The 22,578-nt window shown below is 51.5% G+C and carries 17 protein-coding genes and 1 tRNA gene; 3 read left to right on the top strand and 15 right to left on the bottom strand.

The features are described 5' to 3' along the window. Window positions 1–113 precede the first annotated feature (113 nt). Entirely contained in the window at window positions 114–1,019 is a 906-nt protein-coding gene (locus H7F31_RS04575) for a carbohydrate ABC transporter permease (RefSeq protein WP_187103214.1), read from the bottom strand. A 17-nt stretch (window positions 1,020–1,036) separates the two neighbouring features. Beyond that, window positions 1,037–1,996 carry an ABC transporter permease gene (locus H7F31_RS04570; protein ID WP_256975818.1) on the bottom strand — a complete coding sequence of 320 codons (960 nt, stop codon included), beginning with the start codon at window positions 1,994–1,996 and terminating at the stop codon, window positions 1,037–1,039. Between the two features lie 396 nt (window positions 1,997–2,392). On the opposite strand from H7F31_RS04570, the gene H7F31_RS04565 reads away from it, so the two are divergent. Then, a complete protein-coding gene (locus H7F31_RS04565; RefSeq protein WP_187103213.1) occupies window positions 2,393–3,196 on the top strand; it encodes a DUF2935 domain-containing protein in 804 nt (267 codons plus the stop codon). A 387-nt stretch (window positions 3,197–3,583) separates the two neighbouring features. Here H7F31_RS04565 and H7F31_RS04560 read toward each other — a convergent pair whose 3' ends face one another. Both H7F31_RS04560 and H7F31_RS04555 read right to left on the bottom strand, forming a co-directional pair. Beyond that, on the bottom strand, window positions 3,584–4,924 hold the full coding sequence (locus H7F31_RS04560; protein WP_187103212.1) for an FtsW/RodA/SpoVE family cell cycle protein: 1,341 nt from the start codon (window positions 4,922–4,924) through the stop codon (window positions 3,584–3,586). 2 nt (window positions 4,925–4,926) lie between these two features. Next, the gene (locus tag H7F31_RS04555; RefSeq protein ID WP_087569987.1) at window positions 4,927–5,259 is read right to left on the bottom strand and encodes a PadR family transcriptional regulator; all 333 of its coding nucleotides are present in this window, start codon (window positions 5,257–5,259) and stop codon (window positions 4,927–4,929) included. Between the two features lie 291 nt (window positions 5,260–5,550). Between H7F31_RS04555 and H7F31_RS04550 the strand changes: the two genes are divergently transcribed. Beyond that, a complete protein-coding gene (locus H7F31_RS04550) occupies window positions 5,551–6,384 on the top strand; it encodes an aminoglycoside adenylyltransferase domain-containing protein (RefSeq protein WP_187103211.1) in 834 nt (277 codons plus the stop codon). Between the two features lie 62 nt (window positions 6,385–6,446). Then, window positions 6,447–6,522: transfer RNA gene (locus tag H7F31_RS04545), tRNA-Arg, on the top strand. 77 nt (window positions 6,523–6,599) lie between these two features. Here the strand turns inward: H7F31_RS04545 and H7F31_RS04540 are convergent. The 11 genes from H7F31_RS04540 to H7F31_RS04490 form a co-directional block, all read right to left on the bottom strand. Beyond that, complete coding sequence (locus H7F31_RS04540; RefSeq protein WP_187103210.1) at window positions 6,600–8,099, bottom strand: DUF3604 domain-containing protein; 1,500 nt, start codon at window positions 8,097–8,099, stop codon at window positions 6,600–6,602. Window positions 8,100–8,138: 39 nt separating this feature from the next. After that, on the bottom strand, window positions 8,139–9,575 hold the full coding sequence (locus H7F31_RS04535) for a sulfatase family protein (RefSeq protein WP_187103209.1): 1,437 nt from the start codon (window positions 9,573–9,575) through the stop codon (window positions 8,139–8,141). A gap of 33 nt (window positions 9,576–9,608) precedes the next feature. Beyond that, a complete protein-coding gene (locus tag H7F31_RS04530) occupies window positions 9,609–10,739 on the bottom strand; it encodes a glycoside hydrolase family 88 protein (RefSeq protein WP_187103208.1) in 1,131 nt (376 codons plus the stop codon). Between the two features lie 26 nt (window positions 10,740–10,765). After that, window positions 10,766–12,598 (bottom strand): ulvan lysase-like protein, encoded by a 1,833-nt coding sequence (locus tag H7F31_RS04525; RefSeq protein ID WP_187103207.1) that lies wholly within the window; start codon window positions 12,596–12,598, stop codon window positions 10,766–10,768. A gap of 20 nt (window positions 12,599–12,618) precedes the next feature. Further along, on the bottom strand, window positions 12,619–14,193 hold the full coding sequence (locus H7F31_RS04520; RefSeq protein WP_187103206.1) for a sulfatase-like hydrolase/transferase: 1,575 nt from the start codon (window positions 14,191–14,193) through the stop codon (window positions 12,619–12,621). Then, window positions 14,177–16,468, bottom strand: coding sequence for a heparin/heparin-sulfate lyase HepB (hepB, locus tag H7F31_RS04515; protein WP_187103205.1), 2,292 nt, complete (start codon window positions 16,466–16,468; stop codon window positions 14,177–14,179). Before hepB ends, H7F31_RS04520 begins: the two co-directional genes overlap by 17 nt. 13 nt (window positions 16,469–16,481) lie before the next feature. After that, a complete protein-coding gene (locus H7F31_RS04510; protein ID WP_187103204.1) occupies window positions 16,482–17,225 on the bottom strand; it encodes a response regulator transcription factor in 744 nt (247 codons plus the stop codon). Then, window positions 17,200–19,026 carry a cache domain-containing sensor histidine kinase gene (locus tag H7F31_RS04505; RefSeq protein ID WP_187103203.1) on the bottom strand — a complete coding sequence of 609 codons (1,827 nt, stop codon included), beginning with the start codon at window positions 19,024–19,026 and terminating at the stop codon, window positions 17,200–17,202. Before H7F31_RS04505 ends, H7F31_RS04510 begins: the two co-directional genes overlap by 26 nt. Window positions 19,027–19,062: 36 nt before the next feature. Further along, complete coding sequence (locus tag H7F31_RS04500) at window positions 19,063–19,902, bottom strand: carbohydrate ABC transporter permease (RefSeq protein ID WP_108994927.1); 840 nt, start codon at window positions 19,900–19,902, stop codon at window positions 19,063–19,065. A gap of 22 nt (window positions 19,903–19,924) precedes the next feature. Continuing rightward, a complete protein-coding gene (locus H7F31_RS04495) occupies window positions 19,925–20,863 on the bottom strand; it encodes a carbohydrate ABC transporter permease (protein WP_187103202.1) in 939 nt (312 codons plus the stop codon). Between the two features lie 78 nt (window positions 20,864–20,941). After that, window positions 20,942–22,456: an ABC transporter substrate-binding protein gene (locus H7F31_RS04490; RefSeq protein WP_261800475.1), complete on the bottom strand. Its 1,515-nt coding sequence runs from the start codon at window positions 22,454–22,456 to the stop codon at window positions 20,942–20,944. Window positions 22,457–22,578 lie beyond the last annotated feature (122 nt).

The raw sequence follows: 22,578 nt of genomic DNA, 5'->3' as shown, positions 1-22,578 counted from the left end.
TATGCCTCCCGTTTCTTTTTCCGTTCGATGATCCTTCCTACCCTTAGCATGCAGCTAAGTCTAACAGATTTGCAACCCTCGCATCCTCCCGCGCTTCCCGCGCTTGCTTGCCATTAGCCTTTGATGGCGCCGATCATGATTCCACGCACAAAGTACTTCTGCACGAACGGGTAAATGAGCAGCACCGGCACGCTCGCAACGACGATGACGGCATATTTGACGATGTCGACCAGGCCCTGCTTGCGCTGCAACGCCTCGAAATCCTGCATCATCGTCGGGTCCAACTGATTCAGAACCAGGATGTTGCGCAAAATAATTTGAAGCGGCTGAAGATCCGGCGATTTCAGATAGATCAGCGCGTTGAAATAACTGTTCCAGTGCCCGACCCCGTAATACAGCGCTATGACGGCCAAGATCGGCGCAGATAGCGGAAGCGCCATACGGAGAAGGAAGCGAAAATCGTTGCAGCCGTCCATCGATGCCGCCTCGTATAGCTCGTCCGGAATAGTGGCCTGAAAATAGGTTCTGGTGATGATCACGTTCCACACCGACAAGGCCACCGGCAGAAGCATCGCCCACCTCGTATCGAGCATGCCCAGGTCCCTGACCAGTAAAAAGTTCGGAATGAGACCCCCGGAGAAGAGCATTGTGAACACGAAGATCGCCATAAAGAGGTTTCGTCCGGTAAGCTCCTTCCTTGATAAGGGAAACGCTGCCATAACGGTCATCACCAGATTGATCAGCGTGCCGGCCACCATGTAGAAGATCGAGTTGGCAAAGCCGCTGACCAGCTGCTTGTTCTTAAATACGGCCTCGTAACCGTTTAATGTCGGCTCTACTGGCCAGAGCCAAACCTTTCCCGAGATCACCGCGCTCGGCGCGCTAAAGGAAGCGCTTACCACGTAAATCAACGGATAGGCGACCAGAACAAAAATGATCCACAGGTACAGGTGCGTTGCCACATTGAATACCCGGTCTCCGGGCGATTCCTTAATCAGCCGATTCGGATATATCGTCATCGTATCCCCTCCTTTTCTCACCACAGGCTGTTATCGGTAAACTTCCGGGCCAAGTAGTTCGCCGACACCAGGAGGAACAGATTGATAACGGAATTAAATAAACCGATTGCCGTGGAGAAGCTGAAATTCGCATTGATCAAACCAACCTTGTACACATAAGTCGAAATGATTTCGGATGTGGCCAGATTCAAGCTGTTCTGCATGAGAAAAATCATCTCGAAGCCGACGTTCATCACGCTCCCGAAGCTTAGAACCAGCAGAATCACGATGGTCGGACGGATGGAAGGCAAATCGACGTGCCAGATCCGCCTGAGTTTGGACGCCCCGTCGATGACGCAGGCTTCCTGCAGATCCTTGCTCACGCCCGACAAAGCGGCCAAATAAATAACGGCCGAATAACCGGTTCCTTGCCAGATCGTGGTCCACACGTAGATGGATTTGAAGTATTCCGCCTTGCCCATCAGGTTGACCGGATCTCCGCCGAATAGCGTGATAACCTGATTGATTATGCCGGCCCGCGGATCGAGAACCTGCATCAGCATGCCGACGAGTACCACCGTCGAAATAAAATAGGGCGCATAAGTGATCATCTGCACCGTTTTCTTGAAAAATCTCGCCCGCACTTCGTTCAACGCGATGGCAAGCATGATTGGAAACGCAAATCCCGCCGCGATCGAATACAGGCTGATGCCGATCGTATTGCGGATGATTCTCCAGCTGGAAGGCGAACTGAAGAACTGTTCAAAATGTTTCAGTCCGACCCACGGACTGCCGGTAATCCCGCTCGTCGCCTGGAATTGTTTGAAAGCAAGCTGTATGCCGTACATCGGTATATAGTGGAAGACGATCACATACAGCAGCGGAGGGAGCAGGATCAAGTAAAGCTGCCAGTGAGACAGCATTTTCCGGAATGTACGGTTGACTCCGGTTCGGGACCCCCGGCCCAGTTCAGTCTGAACGAATATATCGGCCTTCAATACAGTTTCCCCCCATTCAATTATCGTTTCGGTCGTTCGTCAATCTTCGAGCGGTGCTCGCTCCCATGTGACGATCAAATCGTGATGGCGCCTCCTTTCCCGTTTTCGGATATACCCGGTGCCTATCCAAAAGGTATCATCCGGCGTGGTAGAAGAATACGGCCAAAACTTGATTTGCTTGGGCATTTCTCAGGAAACTGAGCATATAAGACGCTAGCAGCGGACGGACGATTTTTAAAACGGCATACCATTTATAGCGTACAGACGAATAAAAACCCTCAAGTAGAGGGCTTTCATGGGCTATCGGCAAATTTGAATAACAATCCATTGCATAGTACAAGCCCTTCCTCCCATAAGCTTGGAATATACGATAACGGTATGGAGGGCACGGATTCTATGGATGAGAAAGCCAGGTTCGAGCATATGTTTTGGCTGCAAATATTGGGCGATCACTCAAGGTTTATCTATAATGCGTTGTCCCCCAAGGAGCTTCAAGATATTCGAAAGGCGTCGCAGTTCATATTCGTGTTCGATCAGTTATTGAAGCAAGCGCGGAATGCAATGGCCTCGGATGCTTCCGAAGATTTGACCAACCGCGCGCTAGAGGCAACTACAGAGCTTCGGACGTTCAAGCTGAATCTGCTGGACCGGTTGCTGCTCGGCCAAGTCAGTATCGCTCTGTCCCCCACCTTCATCAATCACATGGTCAACGAGCTGGAGGAGTATCTGCGAATACTGATCTCGTTGCGGGAGGGCAAGGGCGTCCCCGTATTCCCGTCGCTGCATCATGACCTGTTATGGCTGCCCGACGCGGCCGGACACGCAGGAGCGATCGCCGCCGAACTCGATCTCGTCGAGAAACGATTGATCGAGAAAAGCCAGAAGTTCGAAAAACATTTTAACGACTATTATCTGAAAGCTATCGAATTGGTCGGTTACTTCCGCACGCTTAGGGAGCAGTATCCGGCGCTCAAGAGGTTTCATGCCGACGTTGATCTTGAGATGAAGGTGTTCATGACTTTCCTGAAGGAAATCGAGGAGCTGGAGCTAAGCGAAGAGCTGCTCAGCCGCATCGACCCCCTCATGCCGCATCATATGTACCGCGAAGAATGTTATTACTTGCTCAAACTATCAGAGAGCGGACAGATTGCCGCCCCCGACTGCGACCCTGCGAAGCCGCGGGAAGAGGCAACCGGGTAAGTGGGTAGCTTTGAATGTGCAGATTCGTGGGCCGCTTGTGTGGGGCGCTTTGACGCAATGGCGTCCATGGCGCTGCACGCGGTGGACAACAAGCTTGGAGACCGCACCCATGCTTAGCACTGTTTCACTTCTCAGCGTTGGGATGGGCGAGAGAGGCGGGGGCCGATGGTAAGGGCGGGGCGGCTAACGGACACACGGGGCACTATTCGGCCCCAAACTTTAGCTTGAAGCGCGTAACGGACACAGGAAACCTTATTCTTGCCGCAAGGAGGGTTGTCGCCTCATTTTTCAGCAAATAGAGTCTCCTCTGTCCGTTAAGATTGTTGCGCAGCCTATTTCACCAAAATACAGTCGGTCATGTCCGTTAGTAGCGGAACGTCTAGAAAACTAAATCTTTATTGATCCAGGATACGCAACGCTGCCTACCATGTCTTTCCTTCTATATGCGCCGAGCACCAAGCCAAGTGCAGCGAATTCGATTACAGTGCCCGACGAATGCCAGAGAAGGAGGGGCATCTCCATCCCTATTACCGGAATCCAACCTAAACACATGAGAATATTCCAAAACATCCGAACCATCAAGACGGCCATTACTGCGATGACCAGCTTATTCGCATAATCGTCGCGAAGCTTCTTGCCAACCTTAAACAGCCTAATCGTCATCAACAAGCTGGAAACGATGATGACGGCGCCGAATACCCATCCGAAACTGTGGACCAAATAAGAAAACAACATGTCGGATGTGGCGTACGGGATAACGACGTCCTTGTCCAGCCCTTGCCCCCACAGCCCCCCGGATCGGATGGCCTCCACGGACTTTACAGTCTGGTAAATCGCATCAGGATTTTTATGTATATAGGCATTGACTCTTCCCCACAGCAAGTTATGGAAGTCGGGATTAAGCATTTGCCATACCGTGAATAGAACCGTCCCGGAAACGCCAGTTGCCAGCAACAGCCTCCAGTGTCCGCTAAGCAACAATAATACCGATACACTAAGAACATAGATAAGCATATGTGCCATAGAAGATGTTATAATATACAGCGAAATGGGAATCATAGCCAGCACAATCCCATTCCGAACCAGTACCGTTATTCGATCAATTCCTTTGCCATGAACATCTCTCTTCTTCTCCAGATGCAGAATTCCGGCAATCGCGATTAGAAGCAGATATGGAGAAGCATGGAAGACGTTGAATCCGATGCTAGCTATCACAATCCATTGAGTCGAACCATTAATCTCTACACCGTAGAGTTGAGTCAACGCCATTAATATTACAGTTCCCCAATAAAGCGGCCAGGAAAAGCGAAGCAAGCGGCGATAATTAACGAACATAATGGCTACCATGGCAATTATTCCGCATGCGCCAAAGACGAATACAGAACCCGATCTGTATAAGCGCTCATCCGATGCATGAACCGCCACCAAGGATATAACCGCAAGCACAACCATAATCAATATAAGACCAAGTAGATTCCAGTCCGTTCTAGGCCGATGCGCGGCATGCAGGCCTTTTCCGATTTCTATGGGGTTACCCATCGCTTTCAGTGCCTCAGCAACGGCTTCCTCTGTCTTAAGTCCACTCTCCAGCTTCTCGCTCACGAGCTCCTCCAAATGCCCCGCAATCTCAAGTCGAATATCATCGTGCACTGCCTTCTCCTTCACTTGCGAGCAGACGGTATCCAGGTAGGCGGCGACGGCAGGATTCATCAAGATGGACCTGGCCATCGTCATACGCCTCCCTCCCCGATCACCCGGTCGACCGACGTTCGGAAGAGCGTCCATTCCGCGCGTTTCTCTTTAAGCTGCGATCGCCCTTCGTCCGTAATGCGGTAATACTTCCGTTTGCGGCCGCCTTCCTCGCTCCAGTACGCCTCTACCTGACGCTCCGCTTCCAGCGTATGGAGGATGGGATACAACGTGCCTTCCTTAAACGTGAAGACGCCGGCCGAGCTTCTCTCGATCTCCTTCGTCATCTCGTAGCCGTACATATCCTTCCGATCCAGCAGCGTCAGAATAAGAATAACCGTGCTGCCCTTCATTAATTCCTTATTGATAGCCATAGAGCCTTCCCCCCTTCATTCCTCTCCTGTTCATGCTCAATCCAATACATCGGATATCTAGGTATAAATATATCGGATAACGGATTTTTTTTCAACCTCGCTCATTTTAGACCGTTGCCGAAACCGGTTTGATGATTGGGTTTTTTATCAAAAGAGCAAAGATCGTCAGATAAAAATAATTATAAAAAATCAGAAATAGATGAATTATTTTTTCTCTTTTTTATAATCAGAATACATTTATCATAAGGAGGGTAAGTTCAATACTTCGAATCAAGGAGGCGAGATATCGAAATGGCTGGAATATTACCAGAAGTTGTTGAGAGGGCTGTGCGAAAGTTATACGAATCGCTCCAAAATCGCATACCGGATACCGTAGTATCTGTGTATGTTTATGGCTCGACTGCTCTAAATGCTTTTATTGAGGGCTCAAGCGATATTGATTTTCTCGTATTCGTTAATCGAAAGTTAACGCCATCCGACATTCGATTAATTGAGGATGCGCACAAGGAGGTTGAACCGACTCTTTTCGGATTAGATATAATGGGAGCCTACATCCGACAAGAGGATGCTGGAAAGTCCGTCGGAGAAATCCCGCCCGTCCCCACCTATTTCGATAAAAAAATGCACTCGGATGGAGATGGGGATCTAAATCCGATCACATGGTGGATTCTTCAAAGACATGGCATCTGTGTGCATGGTCAGCGCTTGTCCTTCGATTATGAAATATCATCTGAAGAACTTATCCAATACGTGATTGAAAATATGAATTCCTACTGGTCTGGTTGGATTTCCCGATTGGAACAAAACATGCATTCGTCTGATATGAACGAGCATACTGTGCCAGTCGAACAATTGGATTTTGCAGTAGAATGGTGCACGCTTGGCATGTTGCGGCAATTTCACACCATCCGGGAGCATGACGTGACGAGCAAGATCGCTGCCGGGGAGTATGGTCTTACGCAATTGCCCGAACGTTGGCATGGGCTTATCCGCGAGGCAATCGCGATCAAACGTGGAGAGGATGCAAGACAGTATGCCTCGCAGTTGAAACGGCTTCATGACCTTGTCGAGCTTCTGCGCTTGATACATACAGAGAGCAATGCATCTTTTCAAAAACAAAACTAAACCTCTTGAACAGTTCTAAGTTGCGCCACCAAAGGCTCCGGTGTTATAATGTTACTTGCTGTGGCCCCGTAGCTCAGCGGATAGAGCACACGTTTCCTAAACGTGGTGTCGGATGTTCGATTCATCTCGGGGCCGCCAGTTTTTATCCATAACCACAACAAACAAGCCAGAGACTGATACAATCAGCTCTGGCTTTATTATTGGACCGCGAAGGCTTAAACAACATAAATCGGCGAAATCCAGGCGCATTGTCCGTTCTCTTGTTGAACTTCAACATGATAAACGTCGCACTCATCTTCCTGCTCGGAATCCGTGAAGCTGCCGCTAAACGCATATTGGGCGACAGGGATGGCGGGATGAATGACAACCGCTTCCGAATTAAAGCTATGCTTGTGGCGCGTAATATTGCCGCTCAACAGCTCATGAATCGTGGTTGCGATGGAAATGCCGTTAGCCTCCAGCTCAAGCCGAGTGTTCAAATCGCCGTCGATTTCCAGAATAACGCCGCCTGTGTGCGGATGGAGCGTTGTCGGGTTCTTAACCGTTAGACAAGACCAGCTCACATGAGAATCGGACTGACTGTGAACGGCATTGCCAAGCGCGTTCAATTCAGGATCATCCTTCAGCTCCGGGGTCGGAGCAAGCACACTTCTGCCGCGGAAGCAGGTTTCGACAGAGCGCAGGCTGCCGCCGCTTACCTTCACATCCGCATTCCACAGGAAGCCCGCTTTATTATCTCCCCAGCCCATCTCTACTTTTACTTTATACGTTGAGCCGCTAACGGAAGGGTGGTTCAGCATATCCCAGCCGGTTACGACTTTCCACGGACGCAGGTTTTTGAAAATAACGATTTTATCGATCCGATCGCATGCCGTCAGATCAAGCCGAATATCTCTTGCCTCCGCCCCCGCCGCAATCTCGCTGCCCATATGAGCGCCGTTGAGCGTAAACCGGCAATCGATTTTATCTCCGCTGACGGCATAAGTGCGGCGGGCTTGAATCGCCTCCCAAATCCCTTCTCTCGTTTTCTCCGCGGCCACTACAGCCATACGGCCATCGCCGTAAGAGCCAGGATAACCGGCATGATGATCCGTCGAGCCGACAAAACCCATCCGATGCTTGCGGGCAATCGCCGCGTATATGGTGCTTTTGGAATCGCGAGGCCCCATATCATGATAATAAGGAAACGGGCTGTTTACCGACATGCCGCAGCCATGTTTGGATACAACCTCTACGATAGGGCTGATGGAGGTATTAAACGATTCCCAGTTGCCGCCGCGATAGCCCGGTGTGTACCCGACATGATGCGGAACAGCGATGACGCGGCGCGGCTTCAGCTGCTCGATAATATCCGCCGGCGACTTGCCTTTGACAAGCGGCAAATCATCGTCGGGCGATACATAATGATGATCGCCAAATTCGCTGGAATGAGCCTCATAACCCTGGAAAGTAACAAATTCGTGATCTTGGTTGAATTGCTTCACGACTTCTCTGACCTGATCCCAGTGACCCGCCAGCTTCGCAAAACCATTCGTATGGAAATCTACGAGAAATTCAAGCGGAGCGCGGCGCTCGGGCATATCATACCAGGAAGCATGTCCGATAATCGCGCAAAAGTCGAGCTGTCCCTTCGCCGCCTTCAATGCATTCTCCAAGCTGCCGAAACCGTAACTGATTCCGCAATGATTGTGAATATCTCCCCAATACGTTTGCATATCCATTCTCCTCTTTATCAAAATGAAATGGTGCGCCTCTTAGCGCCCGAGAACAGCGGCAGCTTCTTCCTTGCGTCCCGCCCGCTCCAATCTTCCCGCCCAATCGTGCGGCTTCAAATACCGGAACGGACCTCCGTCCTCTATAATCTCCATCATGGGATCGTCCTTCATGAGATTGCCCGCCATTTGTTCCGCAATCCACCCTTCAAGCTGCGCGCCAAGCTGCCGTACGACATCGGGATGCTCGCTGGCGACATTATTGCGCTGATAAGGATCTCTCTCCAAATCGTATAAAATGTCCGGCTCCAACTGATAAAAACCTTCATGATAAGTGCGGATGTAATGCCACTCTCTTGTTCTTACCGCCCGTTGACAAGCATAAAGACCATGCTCCAGCACGAGGAATTCTCGCTTCTCCGCCTGACCGCCCGTCAGCGCCGGCAGGAGCGATCGGCCGTCCCAGCCTGCCGGCTTCGGCAGCCCCGCCAAATCGGCTATGGTGGCCACAACATCAACGTTATAATGCAGCCCCTTATCCACATGCCCCGTTTTGCTCAATCCCGGAAATTTCATGATTAACGGAATATGATGAACGGCCTCCGTTGCCATGCCATGTTCCAAATAAACGCCCTGCTCGCCGAACGACTCCGCATGATCCGCGCTGACAATAAAACAGACATCATCCAGCACGCCCAGTTCGCGAAAAGCGTCCATTAACTGACCGATATGCTCGTCCAAATAGGAAATACCGCCGTCATAGCCGTTAATCAGCTTCTCGTAGTCCTGGCGGCCCGCAATCTCCAGCGGCATCGTCCGCTTCGGAATTTTGCTGTATTCATCGCTCCAATGCAGGAAAGTCGCCGACCGGGGATGCGTATCCTGACGATGGCGCTTAATATCTTCCTCCGTCGGAAAGACGGGCGCGGGCTCATTGGCAAATTGCTCCGCATATTGCTCAGGATAGGTGTACCTGGAATGCGCATCCCAATACTGAATATGCAGGAAGTAGTTGTCCTCGGCGCCATGCGCCTTCACCCAAGGCAGCACCGCGGCGTTCACCTCATGGGCATCTTCGTTGCCGCCTTTCAGCGTGTGCGTATGAATTTCATTCCAACCCGCGAAATACCACCAGGCATGGTGACGATCGCCGAAAGAAGAAAAGGTAATCGTGCGGTAGTCCGCCTCCCGGAGCAGACGCGGCAGGAACGGATATTCCTTGCTATGCCCGTCGCCTTGCGGATATTCGTAATGACAGCCTGCCCCCCAGTGGGTCAGCACCCCGTGATTAATGCCGAAGCGACCCGACATGAAGCTGGCTCTCGAAGGCGCACAGGGAGAAGCGGCCGTATATACCTGATCGAAGCGAACGCCTTCTGCCGCTATTTGATCCAGGTTGGGTGTTGTATTTCGGTTGTACCCGTAGCAGCCCATATGGTCGGGACGCAGCGAATCGATATCCAAATAAACAATTCTCATCGTAATTCCTCCCTCGCTCCCCCATAGAGAGCTCTACCAAAATAGTTGACGGCTGCCGAGCAATCCGGTCAAAGCCTCCGCATAAAAATAATCGCCATAGATGAGCGGCGTGTCGATATTTTTCCCGGTTGGGAAGTTGCCTGTCGCATGCCTCACAATGGCTTCATCCTCCGCTCCATAGGCGGCGCACTGCGTATCAATCGCTTGCAACAATCGCAGCGCGCATCGTTCATACATCCCGCCTTGATCCGCCGGCAATAGACGCGCAAGGAGCAGCATGCCGCTGGCGGCAATCGCCGCGGCCGACGCATCGCGAGGAGCATCTGTGTAATCGGGAAGTCTGAAATCCCAATAGGGAATACCATCTTCGGGCAGATTGGCCATAAAATAATGCGCGGTCTGCTGGCTCGCCCGCAAATATCGCTCTTGGCCCGTATAACGATAACAAATCGCCATCCCGTATATCGCCCAGGATACGCCTCTGGCCCAGGCCGAGTCCGGCGAATAACCTTGACCGCCTAATGCCGACTCGCGTTCGCCGGTCTCCGCATTAAAACATACGATATGATGTACGGAACCATCCGGTCGTATAAACTGGCCCAGCACCGTATCGGCATGGCGCACCGCAATATGCCTGTACCTCGCATCTCCGGTTTCTTCCGTCGCCCAGAACAGCAGGCTAATATTCATCATGCAGTCAATAATCGCCCAACCTTCGTTATGTTTTTCATTCCGCCACACATAGCTGTTCCATGCCCGTATGAAGTTGCCTTGCGGATTAAAGCGCCCGGCCAGAATGGACGCCGCCTTTAAGGCGCGTTGCTTGGACTGTTCATCCCCCGTAAGTTTGTAGCTGGCTACAGCGCTCAGACACCACATGAAACCTACGTCGTGATGCAGCTTTGCAAATTCGTCAAGCGCCTCATCCTGCGCCGCTTCGCATGTCTGCGCAAGCCGCTTCAAGCTCTCGTCGCCTTCTTCTCTGTAAGCAAGCCATAGCAGACCCGGCCAGAATCCCGATGTCCAGGCGCTTGCCGCGGTTCGATCATACTTGCCCGCCAGACTCGCATGAGGGAAGCCGACTCCGATCGTCTCGCTCATTGCTTTAATCTTGCCCGCCGTACGCCGCCATGCGTCTTGCGCCCATTGCTGCTTGTCCAACATCCTGACCCTCCTCTCGCGTAATCTCTTTATTTGATTCGCATTTTGATTTGAAATCGATAGATTCCAGGCGCGACCTTGCCTGTATTCCAACGCAGCGGCACCGTTATGACCGATGGGAAAATAGAGACGGTACGCCTCGCCAATGACCCCGGATCCAATACAAATGAATGGCCTGACGCCCTCAGCATCAATTGGCGTTGATGCAGAACCTCCACTTGAATGCGTCCGTCCGCCTGAGCAACGGCTGCGCGATCCGTTACAATCGGCTCCACGATCGCGATATTGTCGCAAGCAAGACGCACATCGATTTCATACCGCTTGATGAAGTCGTCGCCTTCCAATTCATAATCAATCCTGTAGAAAGCGGCGCAATCATAGCAGCTGCCTTCGTCCATGGCCTTGAGCTTGCCGTGAACAACGGCTGCAGCCCCGGCAGCCCCATTCTCATTCTCGCGGCTGTCCGCATTGTTTACTGCGGCAGCCTTCGCATAGGCATCATGTTCGTACAGATTGCTGTACAATCTACCTTCCCGGGAAACCTCAATTCTTGGCGCAATCGGCTCTTCCATGCCCGGCATTGCTTTCGGCATATTAAACTCCTCGTACTGCCGATACACGGTCATCCCGCCCAGCTGCACAGCGCCGACGGCCCGATGCCATAAGTAACCGACTGTCCCTCCGGTCGGGGCATTGCGAACCGCTGAGCAACTGATCGTTGCCATCCATTCATGCGATCGCAATTGATGGACCGCCAGCTCCTTGTATGACTTGGCGCCGAACAAGATTTCGGAAGGAAGCTTCACCTGGTCCCGCGTATCATCCCTGTCCTCATGTTCCCGCTGCCCGGATTCAGCGCCGTAGGCCAACGCTACAGCCAGCGCATCTGCACGATTAATGGTGGGATGGATACAGCCATGTTCGAACAACTGCTCATGCATCGGACCATAACCGAACCGTCCATCGGCAGAACGAATGCAGCTTGCCAAATAATTCGTATGGAGCCGAGCCGCCCGATAAAAGGCGGCATTTTTGTCAGCCAGCAGCATAAAGGCCATCTGGGAACCATGCGCCGTTTTGCTGCCGAACAGCGTCCATTTGTAATTGCGGCTTCCAAAGGAGTTGTCAATCGATCCGTCGGGATAAACCATCTCCATATGTTTGGCAAGCGCAAGCAGAGCGGCCGACATGACCTTGGGATCGCCCGTGAGTTTGGCGTATTCCGCCATGACCCCGAGACTCATATCGAGGTTATAGCCGATATCGACCGTACTTGTCATTTGCGTAAAAGGGCGCATTCTCGTCTTCTCGCCAAACAACCATCCGTCACGGCTGAGCCTGGTGTCGATGCATCCATGCATAAGCCGCTTGGCTTGCCCGCCGTATTCGGGTTTGCCCAAGATTCTATCCGAAAGCAGCAAAGCCAACGCAGAGGACAAATAATAATTGACATTGGTATCGCCGCCATCCCCGAACGTTGCGGATACCCAAGCCGCCGCTTTGGCAATGACGGGTTTAAGCGCCTCGCCATCTTCTTGATCCGTCAGTTGATCGTAGGCATGACATAAGGCAAGCAGCTGGAAAACCGTCGTTCCTTTCCAATCGGCTTCCGGCTCATTGCGCCAAGCTCCGTCTCCCTCCTGGGCGGCTATGATATAACGAAACAGAGAGCGTGCCGCATCTCTGTATTTCTCTTCTTTGCTGATCGAATATAAATAATAGAGCGGGAAAATCGCATCTCCGCTGCGGCCATGAACGGTCTGACAGCCCGTACACCAAATACCGCCCAAGCTGCCGTTCCATACATCCCGCACCTGTTCCTCAACAAGCAAATCGCAGCAATGCCGCAGGATGTCCAGCATAAGGGCTTCCCCCCTCTCTCCTAAGGGCGTTTGATAAAAGCACTATAGCTTGCAATAAAAGATTCGTACGCATCGGGCGGAAGTTTCAACAAATCGTTTGTTGCTTCCATATGCCTCGCCAAGCTGCCAAGCAGAGACCGGATTTCCTCTTCATACGCCTGCTCAATTGCCAAATTGCGCTGCTCCTGCGGATCTTCCACGACATCGTACAATTCAAGAAACAGCTCATTCTTAAACATATCCACAATAAGCTTGCGCGCTCCGCGCACCACGCTGCGTTGGAAGTTGCCTCTCGCTCCATTGCCGTCAAATTGTATAAAAAGATCTCTATTCATCAAGGAATCCCCGGGCGCATCATCCGCTTCTTGCCGCTCGCTTCTTAAAAGCCGCAGCAAGGACTCTCCTGAGAATGACGCCTCTCCGTCAAGCTGCAAATAATCGGCTAGCGTCGGCATTATATCTACGGCGCTGACCGGTGCTTCTACCGTTAGCGGGGCTACGCGGCTGTCCGCCGGAAATTTCATGAACAACGGCGTCCGTACCGACTCCTCGTACATGCACATTTTCTGATATAGCCGATGCGAGCCGAGCATTTCGCCATGATCGCTTGTAAAAATCACTAACGTTTCATCGTAAATCCCCTGAGCCTTCAGCTCGTCGATGAGGAGCCCCACGCAATGATCCAGCAGCGATACCAGACCTAAATAGACCTGCCAGACGGACCGCCACTGCTCCTTCGTATAACCGTTGCCGATGGCTCCGGTCAGATTATAAAGCTGAAGCGGCGATTGCCCGTATGACCACAACGCCACATTGTCCGGAATCGGCTCGTCCTTGTACATCGAGTACCATGGCTCCGGCACATCCAGCGGCGGATGCGGCGCGACAAACATCGCATTCAGCAGCAGCGGCTTGCCGCGATCCCGGCCGCGAATCGCATCCAGCGAGGTTTTGGCAATATATCCGTCATAAAAATAGTCGAGTCCTTCCTCGTAGCAGCCCGTAGTTGGAATCGAATACCGTTTAATCCGCGTTGTGGTTCCCGCCACCATCTCGGGCACGATGCCTTTGAAAGCGGGGCCGCCCGGGTGCCGCTTGCCATATTGCTTCAAGAAGTCGCCATAATGATCCTCCAGCGTATGCCAATGCGTCCTGGAGCAGCTTTGCTGAATATCCTTTCTGTTGAAATGCTGTTTACCCGTATGCCAGCTATCCCATCCCTCTTCCATCATGCTGTACATATTGGCGGTTCCCGGTCGCACATAACCATACTCGGCCTCGAGCGGCTCCCAAGGATTGATAAGCGAACCGTTGACATTCGGATATAGTCCGCTAAAGAACGCCCCTCTTGCCGGCACGCAAAGCGGGGAAGCGCAGTAAGCTCTCTCGAACGAGGCGCTCTCCTCCTTCAGCCTGCTTACATTCGGCATATAACGCTCGTTCACGACATCGTAGCGCAGTTGATCCGCCATAATGACAACCACATGCGGCTTGGCGAGTTTGCCCGGCGCTCCCTCCTTGCCATGCACATCTCGCGATTGCTTGCCATATGTGCCCGGCGTGTCCCGACCGTCTTGCTCACCTTGCTTCTCCATCTGCTCCCATCCTTTCGAGCTGCACAACCCCTGCCGCAGCTTCCGTAAGCAATACGCCCTTCGACACTTCCACCTGTTCGCTCCGTTGCTTGCCATCAGTCGATCGGCTGTGTACACGCCATATTCCGTTTGCTATATCCGTAACGAGTATTTTGCGCCTGCTTCCTGACTCATCGGCGGCGATTGTCAGCTTCCCATCCAATAACAACCCGCTTCGGCTGAAAAACACAAGCCAGCCCTGCACCTGAACGCCAACGGCGTCTCCCGGATTCTTTACTGCTCCGCCTTGCTTTGCTTCTCCCGTCTCTACCGCTTCAACCAGTCTTGCTTCGGCAGCCTGCTCGCCGTCATGATCCTTGATCTGTATCGCGTGCAGGAACAAATCCCGTTCCGCCGCTTCCTTCGGCCTCACTTCTATGCGCCAGGCGCCTTGCTCGACCGTTGCCGCAAAATCATTTGCATAATGGACGCCGCGCGACTCGAATTGACGTCCCTCCCCGCCAACAGGTTCAATCGCCGCTTGCTTCGGCAGCAGCGTATCCACCGCCAGCTCTCCGCCGTAGCCATCCTCGCTGCGAGCGATGACGGTCCGCTTCCCCGATATCTCGGGCTTCTCGATGCTGTGCAAGAGCCATGCCTTCTCAAAGAGCTTGCCAGCCGCCTCCACCGCATCGAATACGATCAGAACGGCGGGCACTCCGGCTTGTTTCAGGTTTAGACAAACAAATGAACGTGTATAATGGCGTACCTTCTTCGAATAAGCCTTGGTCAGATCGCCTTTCAAATAGGAATAATCGGGTTCTTGCCGATCGGGGCCGAAGCTGTGCGCAAGCACCTTGCCTCGCTCGTATTCGCCGCCAAGCAGCTCCTCCATGTTTTGCGGAGGTTTGCCCGCTCCGGGCCAGCGCTGCCCGCCATCCATTACATTCGGCCAGGTCAGCTTGCCGTCCACAATGTACGGCTGCTCCTGCAGCTCGCCCGGATCATACACGAGCATGGCATTATGCGCGACCGTCCGCTTGAAATAATATTTATTATGCGGCGATTGGTATTTGCCCGAGGAACCTTTGTAAATACCCGAATCGATCGCCAAATAACCTTTGTAATAAATTTGAAAGGCTCCCGCGTCCAGATGCTGATGATTATTGTATTGATACATCCCGATTTTCATCTCCACAAGCGCGGCAGAGGATTGTTTGTCGATAACTGCCCCCTCATTCCAGCCCGTGCGTGCGATCATAATCCCTGCCGGCTCCTCAAAATATCGGGTAAGCGGCAACTCGCTTATCGGCTTCGTGCCGAGCTCGGGATTATGAAACAAAATAGCAAACAGCAAATACATGTCCGGAATGACCGGATGCTCGATCCGCTGCTGCTCCAGGAAATACCCGTTGCCATAATAGTTGCCTGCCATTAAATAAACGAGCGGGAACAGCTTTATATATTCATTTTCCGCATACAACGGATTATCGGCATCCCCATCACGCAGCAGCTTGCCGTCGGGGCGACGGGCGTAAATCCACTGATAGCCGACCCGCTCCTGACGGGGATCAAATACTTGGGCATGCCCCATTCTACCGAAAATCCACGTGGCGAACAGCTCTGCCTGGTAACGATAGCTGCCATAGTTGTCTCCCTGATGATGCCAGCCCGATGGATAAAAGAAGTTGCGCGCGGGAACGAACTCCTCCAGAAAGCGACCTGCGGCGTAGTCGTATATCTCAGGGTCATCTTCGTAAATCGCAATGCCGGCGGCCATCATATCGCGCATTAGCATCCATTCGCTTGTATGTCCGACAAAAGCCCCTTCATGTATCGGCGGATATCCGCATTCCAGGAGCGAAGCGAGTCTTTTCAACTCGATAACCAATCCTTTTTTCTCATCCTCGTCAAGCAGCGCATTGCACCAGTCATATACTAACGCGATCGCAATCATCAGACGTCCGATTTCTCGTGAAATATCCTGCAAATTGGGATTGAAAGCGCGACGCGACGCAATCAACGCCAGTTTTTTGGCTTTTAATCCGATTGAACGTTCTTCCAGCACTACATATTGCAGCGCATACGATTCAATTGCATAGATGATGTCGAGCGTGCTTCGCATCGACAGTTGCAGCCAATCTTCCCCCCGCAGGGGAGCAAACGCCTTCATTCGATCCCACATACTCCCCATATCCGCATGCTGCAGCCGCTTCCGCAACAGCGCAAGATCGGATTTCCGAAGAAACAAACAAGGTCTCTCCGAAGGCGGCGTCATCGACGGTTTTTTCCACATCGGCTCTCACCACTTATTTTTCGATATATTCGCTGGGCGACGTTCCTTTATATTGCTTGAACACTTTGCGAAAGTGTTTATAATCCGCATAACCCACCTGTCTGGCTATTTCCGTTATGCTGAAACCTCTGTTCTCCATGAGCTGAACGGCAACATTCAAGCGATATTCCGTCAAATATTGCAAAAACCCCACTCCGCTCTCCTGCTTGAACAACCGGCTTAAATACGCCGAATTGTAGCCCAGCTTGTCCGCAATGGCGACGATCGACAAATCATGCATATATTCGCTTTGAATCAGCTTCTGCATGGCTTCAATCACTTGTTTGCCTTGCAGCGGCTGCTCCGGCGTAACCGCTACAAGCGCTTCCCTCTGATGCCCCTGCGCCGTCAGCATCGTCTCGATTCGATTTAATGCCGCGCGAATCTCGCTGCGATTAATCGGCTTCAAGATATAATCGAAGGCTCCGTAATGAATCGCCTGTTTCGCATAGTCGAAGTCGCTATAAGCGGAGAAGATGAGTACGGGAATCGTCTTTCCGAGCGCTCTCATCTCCTGCAGCAGCTGCAGTCCGTCCATCTTTGGCATCCGAATATCGGTAATGACCAGATCAAAGCTTTCCCGCTCCAGCCATTCCAGCGCCTGTGCGCCATCTCTGGCGGCAGCAGTCACTGTAAACTGGGGACAATCCCGTTTAATGACCTTCTTCAAACCTTCCAGCATCCAAAATTCATCATCTACGATCAATGTCCGTAACATCTGCCGCTCCTCCTTCTAGGCGGATTACAATGCGCGTTCCTTCCCCGGGTTTGCTCCAAATCGTCATACTAAATCGGTCGCCGTACAGCATGTTTAAGCGATAGTAGACATTACGCAATCCGATATGATCGGAAGCCGTCCCGCCTTCCCCTTCCTTCTGCCGCAGCTCGGCCCGAATCTGATTAAGCCTCTCCTTGGCAATGCCGATACCATCGTCTGCGAAGGTAAAGATGACCGCATCGCCATCCATCTTGGCCTCCACGCGAATATGTCCCTGATCCAGACCGGGGAAGCCGTGATTAACCGCATTTTCGACGAGAGGTTGGAAGATCAGCTTCATAAAGCTCATTCGCCTAATCTCGGGATCTGCCTGCAGCTCCAACGTAAATTTCATCGGAAAACGAACATTGACGATACTCATATAGGACAACAAATGGGTTAGTTCTTCCTCGACCGTTGCCGTGGAACCGCCGGTAATACTGTATTGCAGCATGCGCGACAAGGAATGGCTGACCTCCGAAATCTCTTCCCGATCATAGACTTCCGCAATGCAAGCAATGGTGTTGAGCGTGTTGTATAGGAAATGGGGGTTGATCTGGGCTTGCAGCGCCCTCATCTCCGAATTTTGGAGCTGGATTTGCTGTTGATACTCCCTGAGCTGGGATTGAAACACCTCGTTATTCATCCGGTGCAGCTCGGTGATCATCCGATTGAAACTGATGCTGAGCCGCCCTATTTCATCCCGGGTCATAACAGGCAACCCCGTCTCGAAATTCCCCTTGCCGACTTCCGCCATACGATGTTCCATCACTTTAAGCGGTTTGGTGATCATTCGGCTCAGCGCTGTTGCCAGCAACAAAATTACGACCAGCGCCGCAATAGCCAAAATAACGATAAAGGTACGAATGCCGTACAGTCCGGAAGCCAGCTCCTCGAACGGAACCGAACCGATGATTTTCCAGCCTGTCTCCGAGGAGGTATAGAAACCGGCCAACATTTGCACGCCCGCATAGTCGAACTGGATAAATCCGGATGACTCCTGCTGCACTTTCTTAAACAGCTCTTCGTCCTTCAGCCAATCCGGCAGCGTCTGCGACGGCAATATCGGCTCGCCATCGGCTGTCATCATCCATACATGCCCGGAACTGCCGAGCTGAATATTTTCGCTCATGCTCTTGATGGTCTGAGGCGAGAAGTCGATGAGCAGCGTTCCCTTTGTCTTGAACTCGCGGTTATCCGTTATGCGGGCGGAGAAGGTTACGACCTCTTCTCCTTTCACATACGTTTGCGGATGAGCCTTATTCAGCCTGAAATGGGTCTGCTCCTTCACCGACTGATACCAGGGATCATCGTGGAAATTATAATGAAGTTTGGCTACATCGCCTGTCCCGTTATAGACAAGCAAACCGTGATCCGTCACCATGAATATACCTTTGAAGTCCTCGCGGAAGTTGCCGATATTTTCGAAAAGACTGCGTACGTTGCGCTCGGCATAGATCGACGATGCCGTTCGTTCCTCCGTCCATTCGTATAAAATCGTCTGCACATCCGAATTGAAGCGAATAATATTGCTCACCCGTTCCATTTCCTGCACAAATGCATCGAGTCTGCCGCCCACCTGCTTGGAAATTTCCAGCGTATATTTCCCCAACTCCTCTTCGAATGCCGACTTCGACTGTTGAAAGAAGAAGGCGGCAAAAAACAATACGGGTACAAGCCCGATCATAATAAAGATGATCAGCAGCTTATTGCGCATATTCATATTGCGGAAGATTGCGGTTTTTTTGATGAGCAGCTTCATATACCCGGATTCCTCTCCATGCCGTGCCGATTCTACTTAACCTTTCACCGCTCCGGCAACGCCTTCTACGAAATAACGCTGGAACACGATGAAGATAATGATAATGGGAAGCAACGAAATCGTTGCGGCGGCCGCCATGCCTGTCCAATCTATACTATGCTCGCCTACGAATTGGTACATGCCGACACCAAGCGTGCGCAGCTCCGGCTTATTAAGCGTAAAGACCAGCGGCAGCAGGAATGAATTCCACGCCCACATAAATTGCAAAATGGCGGTTGTGGCAAAAATCGGCTTCGACAGCGGCAACATCACTTGCACGAAGGTTCGGATAAATCCTGCGCCGTCGATTTCCGCCGCTTCTTCAAGCTCCTTCGGCAAGCCGCTGAAATGTGCGGTAAACAATAAAATAAACAAGACATGCGCGCCGCCAACCTCTGCCAATATAATGCCCGCCAGCGTATTATTCAACCCGAGCGCATTAATGAAAACGTATATGGGAATGATCGTATATCCCTTTGGCATAAACATCGTAGCCGTAATCGCGGACATAAACACAATTCTGCCCGGGAACTTGTAGCGGCCTAGCGCATACCCTGTCATCGCGCAAACCGCGATCACAATCGCTACTACGGAAACCGTAATAATGGTTGTATTAAGAAAATAGGTGGAGAAATTGGCTGTATCCCATGCCCTTGCATAGTTTTCGAATTGCAGTTTTTCCGGCAGCAAGCTAAAACCTTTCGTAATATACTCCGTGTTTGTTTTCAACGAAGCGGCAATCATCCACACGAACGGATAGATCCAGATGATTCCGATCAGACTCAATATAATATATACAAGCGCTTTGCCGATTCGTTTTTTCTGGGCGTACAGCATAACGGCTTCCCTCCTTGCGACCTTAATGCGCGGCCTTCTTGCCGCCTGAACGTTTAACCAAAATACCTAATATCAATGAAATGAACAAGATCGCAATCCCATAGAATATGCCTGCCGCGGACGCAAATCCGGATCTTGGCATGCCCATGCCTTCGAATGCATAACGATAAATATATAAATCAACCATATCGGTGCTGAATGCAGGACCGCCGTTTGTCATTGATTTCACAAGATCAAATACATGAAGCGCGTTAACCGTCGATAGCAGCAGAATCACGCTTCCTACCGGCAGCAGCAGCGGGATCGTAATATAGCGGAAGGATTGCACAGCGCTGGCCCCATCCACCTTGGCAGCTTCATAAAGCTCCTTGGGCAAGGATTGCAGCGCGGCTAACCAGTAGACCATCTTCATCCCGAAGGTTTTCCATATCCCTACGGCAATGACAATCACCAACGCGGTATCCATCGAACCCAGCCAATCGATCGGCGCGCCGATGATTCCGATCTTCATCAGGATTTCATTGACTAACCCGTTATAAGAACCGAAGATAAAACGCATGACAACGCCAATGACCGCGGTGGTTGTAACAACCGGCAAGAAGTAGAGGGTACGAAACAGGGTAGCTCCCTTTAACCAATTCGAATTGAGCGTGATGGCCATTAACAGCGCTAACGGCAATTGAATGATGACCAGGAAAAACATAAAGATAAAGCTGTTTTTAAAAGCGTTCCAGAAGAGCGGATCGCGAACCGTCTCTACATAGTTTTCGAACCCTATAAAATCCTTTAGCGGCCCAAACCCGCTCCAGTTGTAGAAGCTGTATACATAACTCATGATGATCGGATACAGTGTAAAAGCAAGAAACAGGACCAACTGCGGTAAAATAAACAAATAACAATAAAACAGTTTTTTGCGTCTTATTCGGCTCATTTTTGATGAACCCGCGGTTTCCTTCATCATGAACCTCCCCTCTGGCAGTACAACCGCCGGCGGAGCGCTTCCTCGCCATTTATAAGAAAGCGCCGCCGACGTTTCTGTCTACTTTTTCAATGCGTCATAATCACTTTGCGTATAGTCCTTCGACGGATCCCAATTCGGGAACGTAAAGTCGTCTCTGCTTACTTTCACGCCCGTGGCGCTTACTTTATCGATTGCATCCTGCAGACCTTTGTTCATTTTGCTCGCATAATCCTTCATGAGCGCAGCAGCGTCCAACTTGTCATCCACCAGCAAGTTCAACAACAGTTCGCCAAACGTCGGTTTAATTTTGGTTTGACGAATATGGCCGAGCTCGCCAATTACAAGCGCCGTCTCCGGATTGGCGATGGCATAATTCGGACTCTCGCGCATTGTATCTTGATGAATATTGAAGAATACTTTATATTCCGGATACGGATACAACGATTCGTCCGCGTTCAGCTCATCAATCGGCGACAACGAGGCCCCGCTTTGAATCGTGCTTTTGAAAAATTCTTTGGAGGCGAACGCCTCTTCAATATATTTGCCTGCCGCTTCCTTGTTTTCGGATGTGGCAGACAGCATATAACCTGCCGTGTTGGCGACTGTATAGCCGTAATAAGGCTGTTCGCCATCCTGTTGAGGCACGGCTGCAATGCCGAATTCGGCATCCGGCGCATCACGTTTGATCTGCCACATGCGGTGACGCGGATCAATCAGGAAGGCTGCCAAATTTTCGCCGAAGTACACGTTAGCCTCAGCCGGTTTCATGCTGTAGGATGCCGGCATGATGCTGCCATCCTGCTTCATTCCCTGCAGCAGCTCGATCGCGCCGATCCACTCCGGCGTGTCGAACAAATAGGTGCCGTTTTGCAGATTAAAGCCCGGCATATCCCCTTGGGTCGGAACCTTGGAGGCCGTAAGCCCCAATATCATTTGATCAAGAGCTACCGGCTCGCCGCCGGCAAATACAAGGCCGAACGTCTTGCCGTTTCCTTTTTCCGTAATCGCTCTGGACATCTCGCGGAGCTCGTCCCATGTCCCTGGCGGTTTCTCCGGGTCCAATCCGGCATCGCGCATCACCTTTTTGTTGTAATACAGCAGCGAGCGATGGTTGAGACCGCGCAACGGCCAAGTGTACGTTTTGCCATCGATCATATTCACGCCTTCCTGGAAGGAACCTTGCATGAACTGATTTTTCCAATCGGCGGAAACGAATTCATCCAGCGGCGCCGCCCAGCCATTCTCCACGATTTGTCGTGCGTCCATCCCTTGCGGGCTCAGGAAGATATCCGGCAGATCATTGCTGGCGATCGATGCCTGAATCGCGGTATTATACTCCGATGTTGGCATATATCTGACTTCAACCTTGATCTCACCCTTGTACTTCTCATTGAATTGCTTGGTAATAACCATGCCCGGGCTATCTTCGCCCTTCCAGAAGTCGTCAAACCCCGCAACGGTAATCACCGCTTCCTTCTTCTGCTCCGTACCCGGATTTTGGGTTGGGTCCGGCTTTTGACCATTGTCGCTGCCGTTGCTGCATCCCGAAATCATCAGTATGACCGCTATCGCTGGCGCTACCATTCGAAACACCTTTTTCAAAACAACTCCCCCTCTTTCATTTGATTGCGCTTACAACTTTATTGTATGGGGAACCGTACCGCTTGAATATGAGCCATGTTCATACATTATGGGGGTTATTTTTTACTTTTCAA

Origin of the sequence: Paenibacillus sp. PAMC21692 (assembly GCF_014303795.1) — a bacterium.
Taxonomy (GTDB): Bacteria; Bacillota; Bacilli; order Paenibacillales; family Paenibacillaceae; genus Pristimantibacillus; species Pristimantibacillus agaridevorans.
The sequence above is the reverse complement of the archived record's forward strand: the minus strand, read 5'-3'. Positions and strand labels throughout refer to the sequence as shown.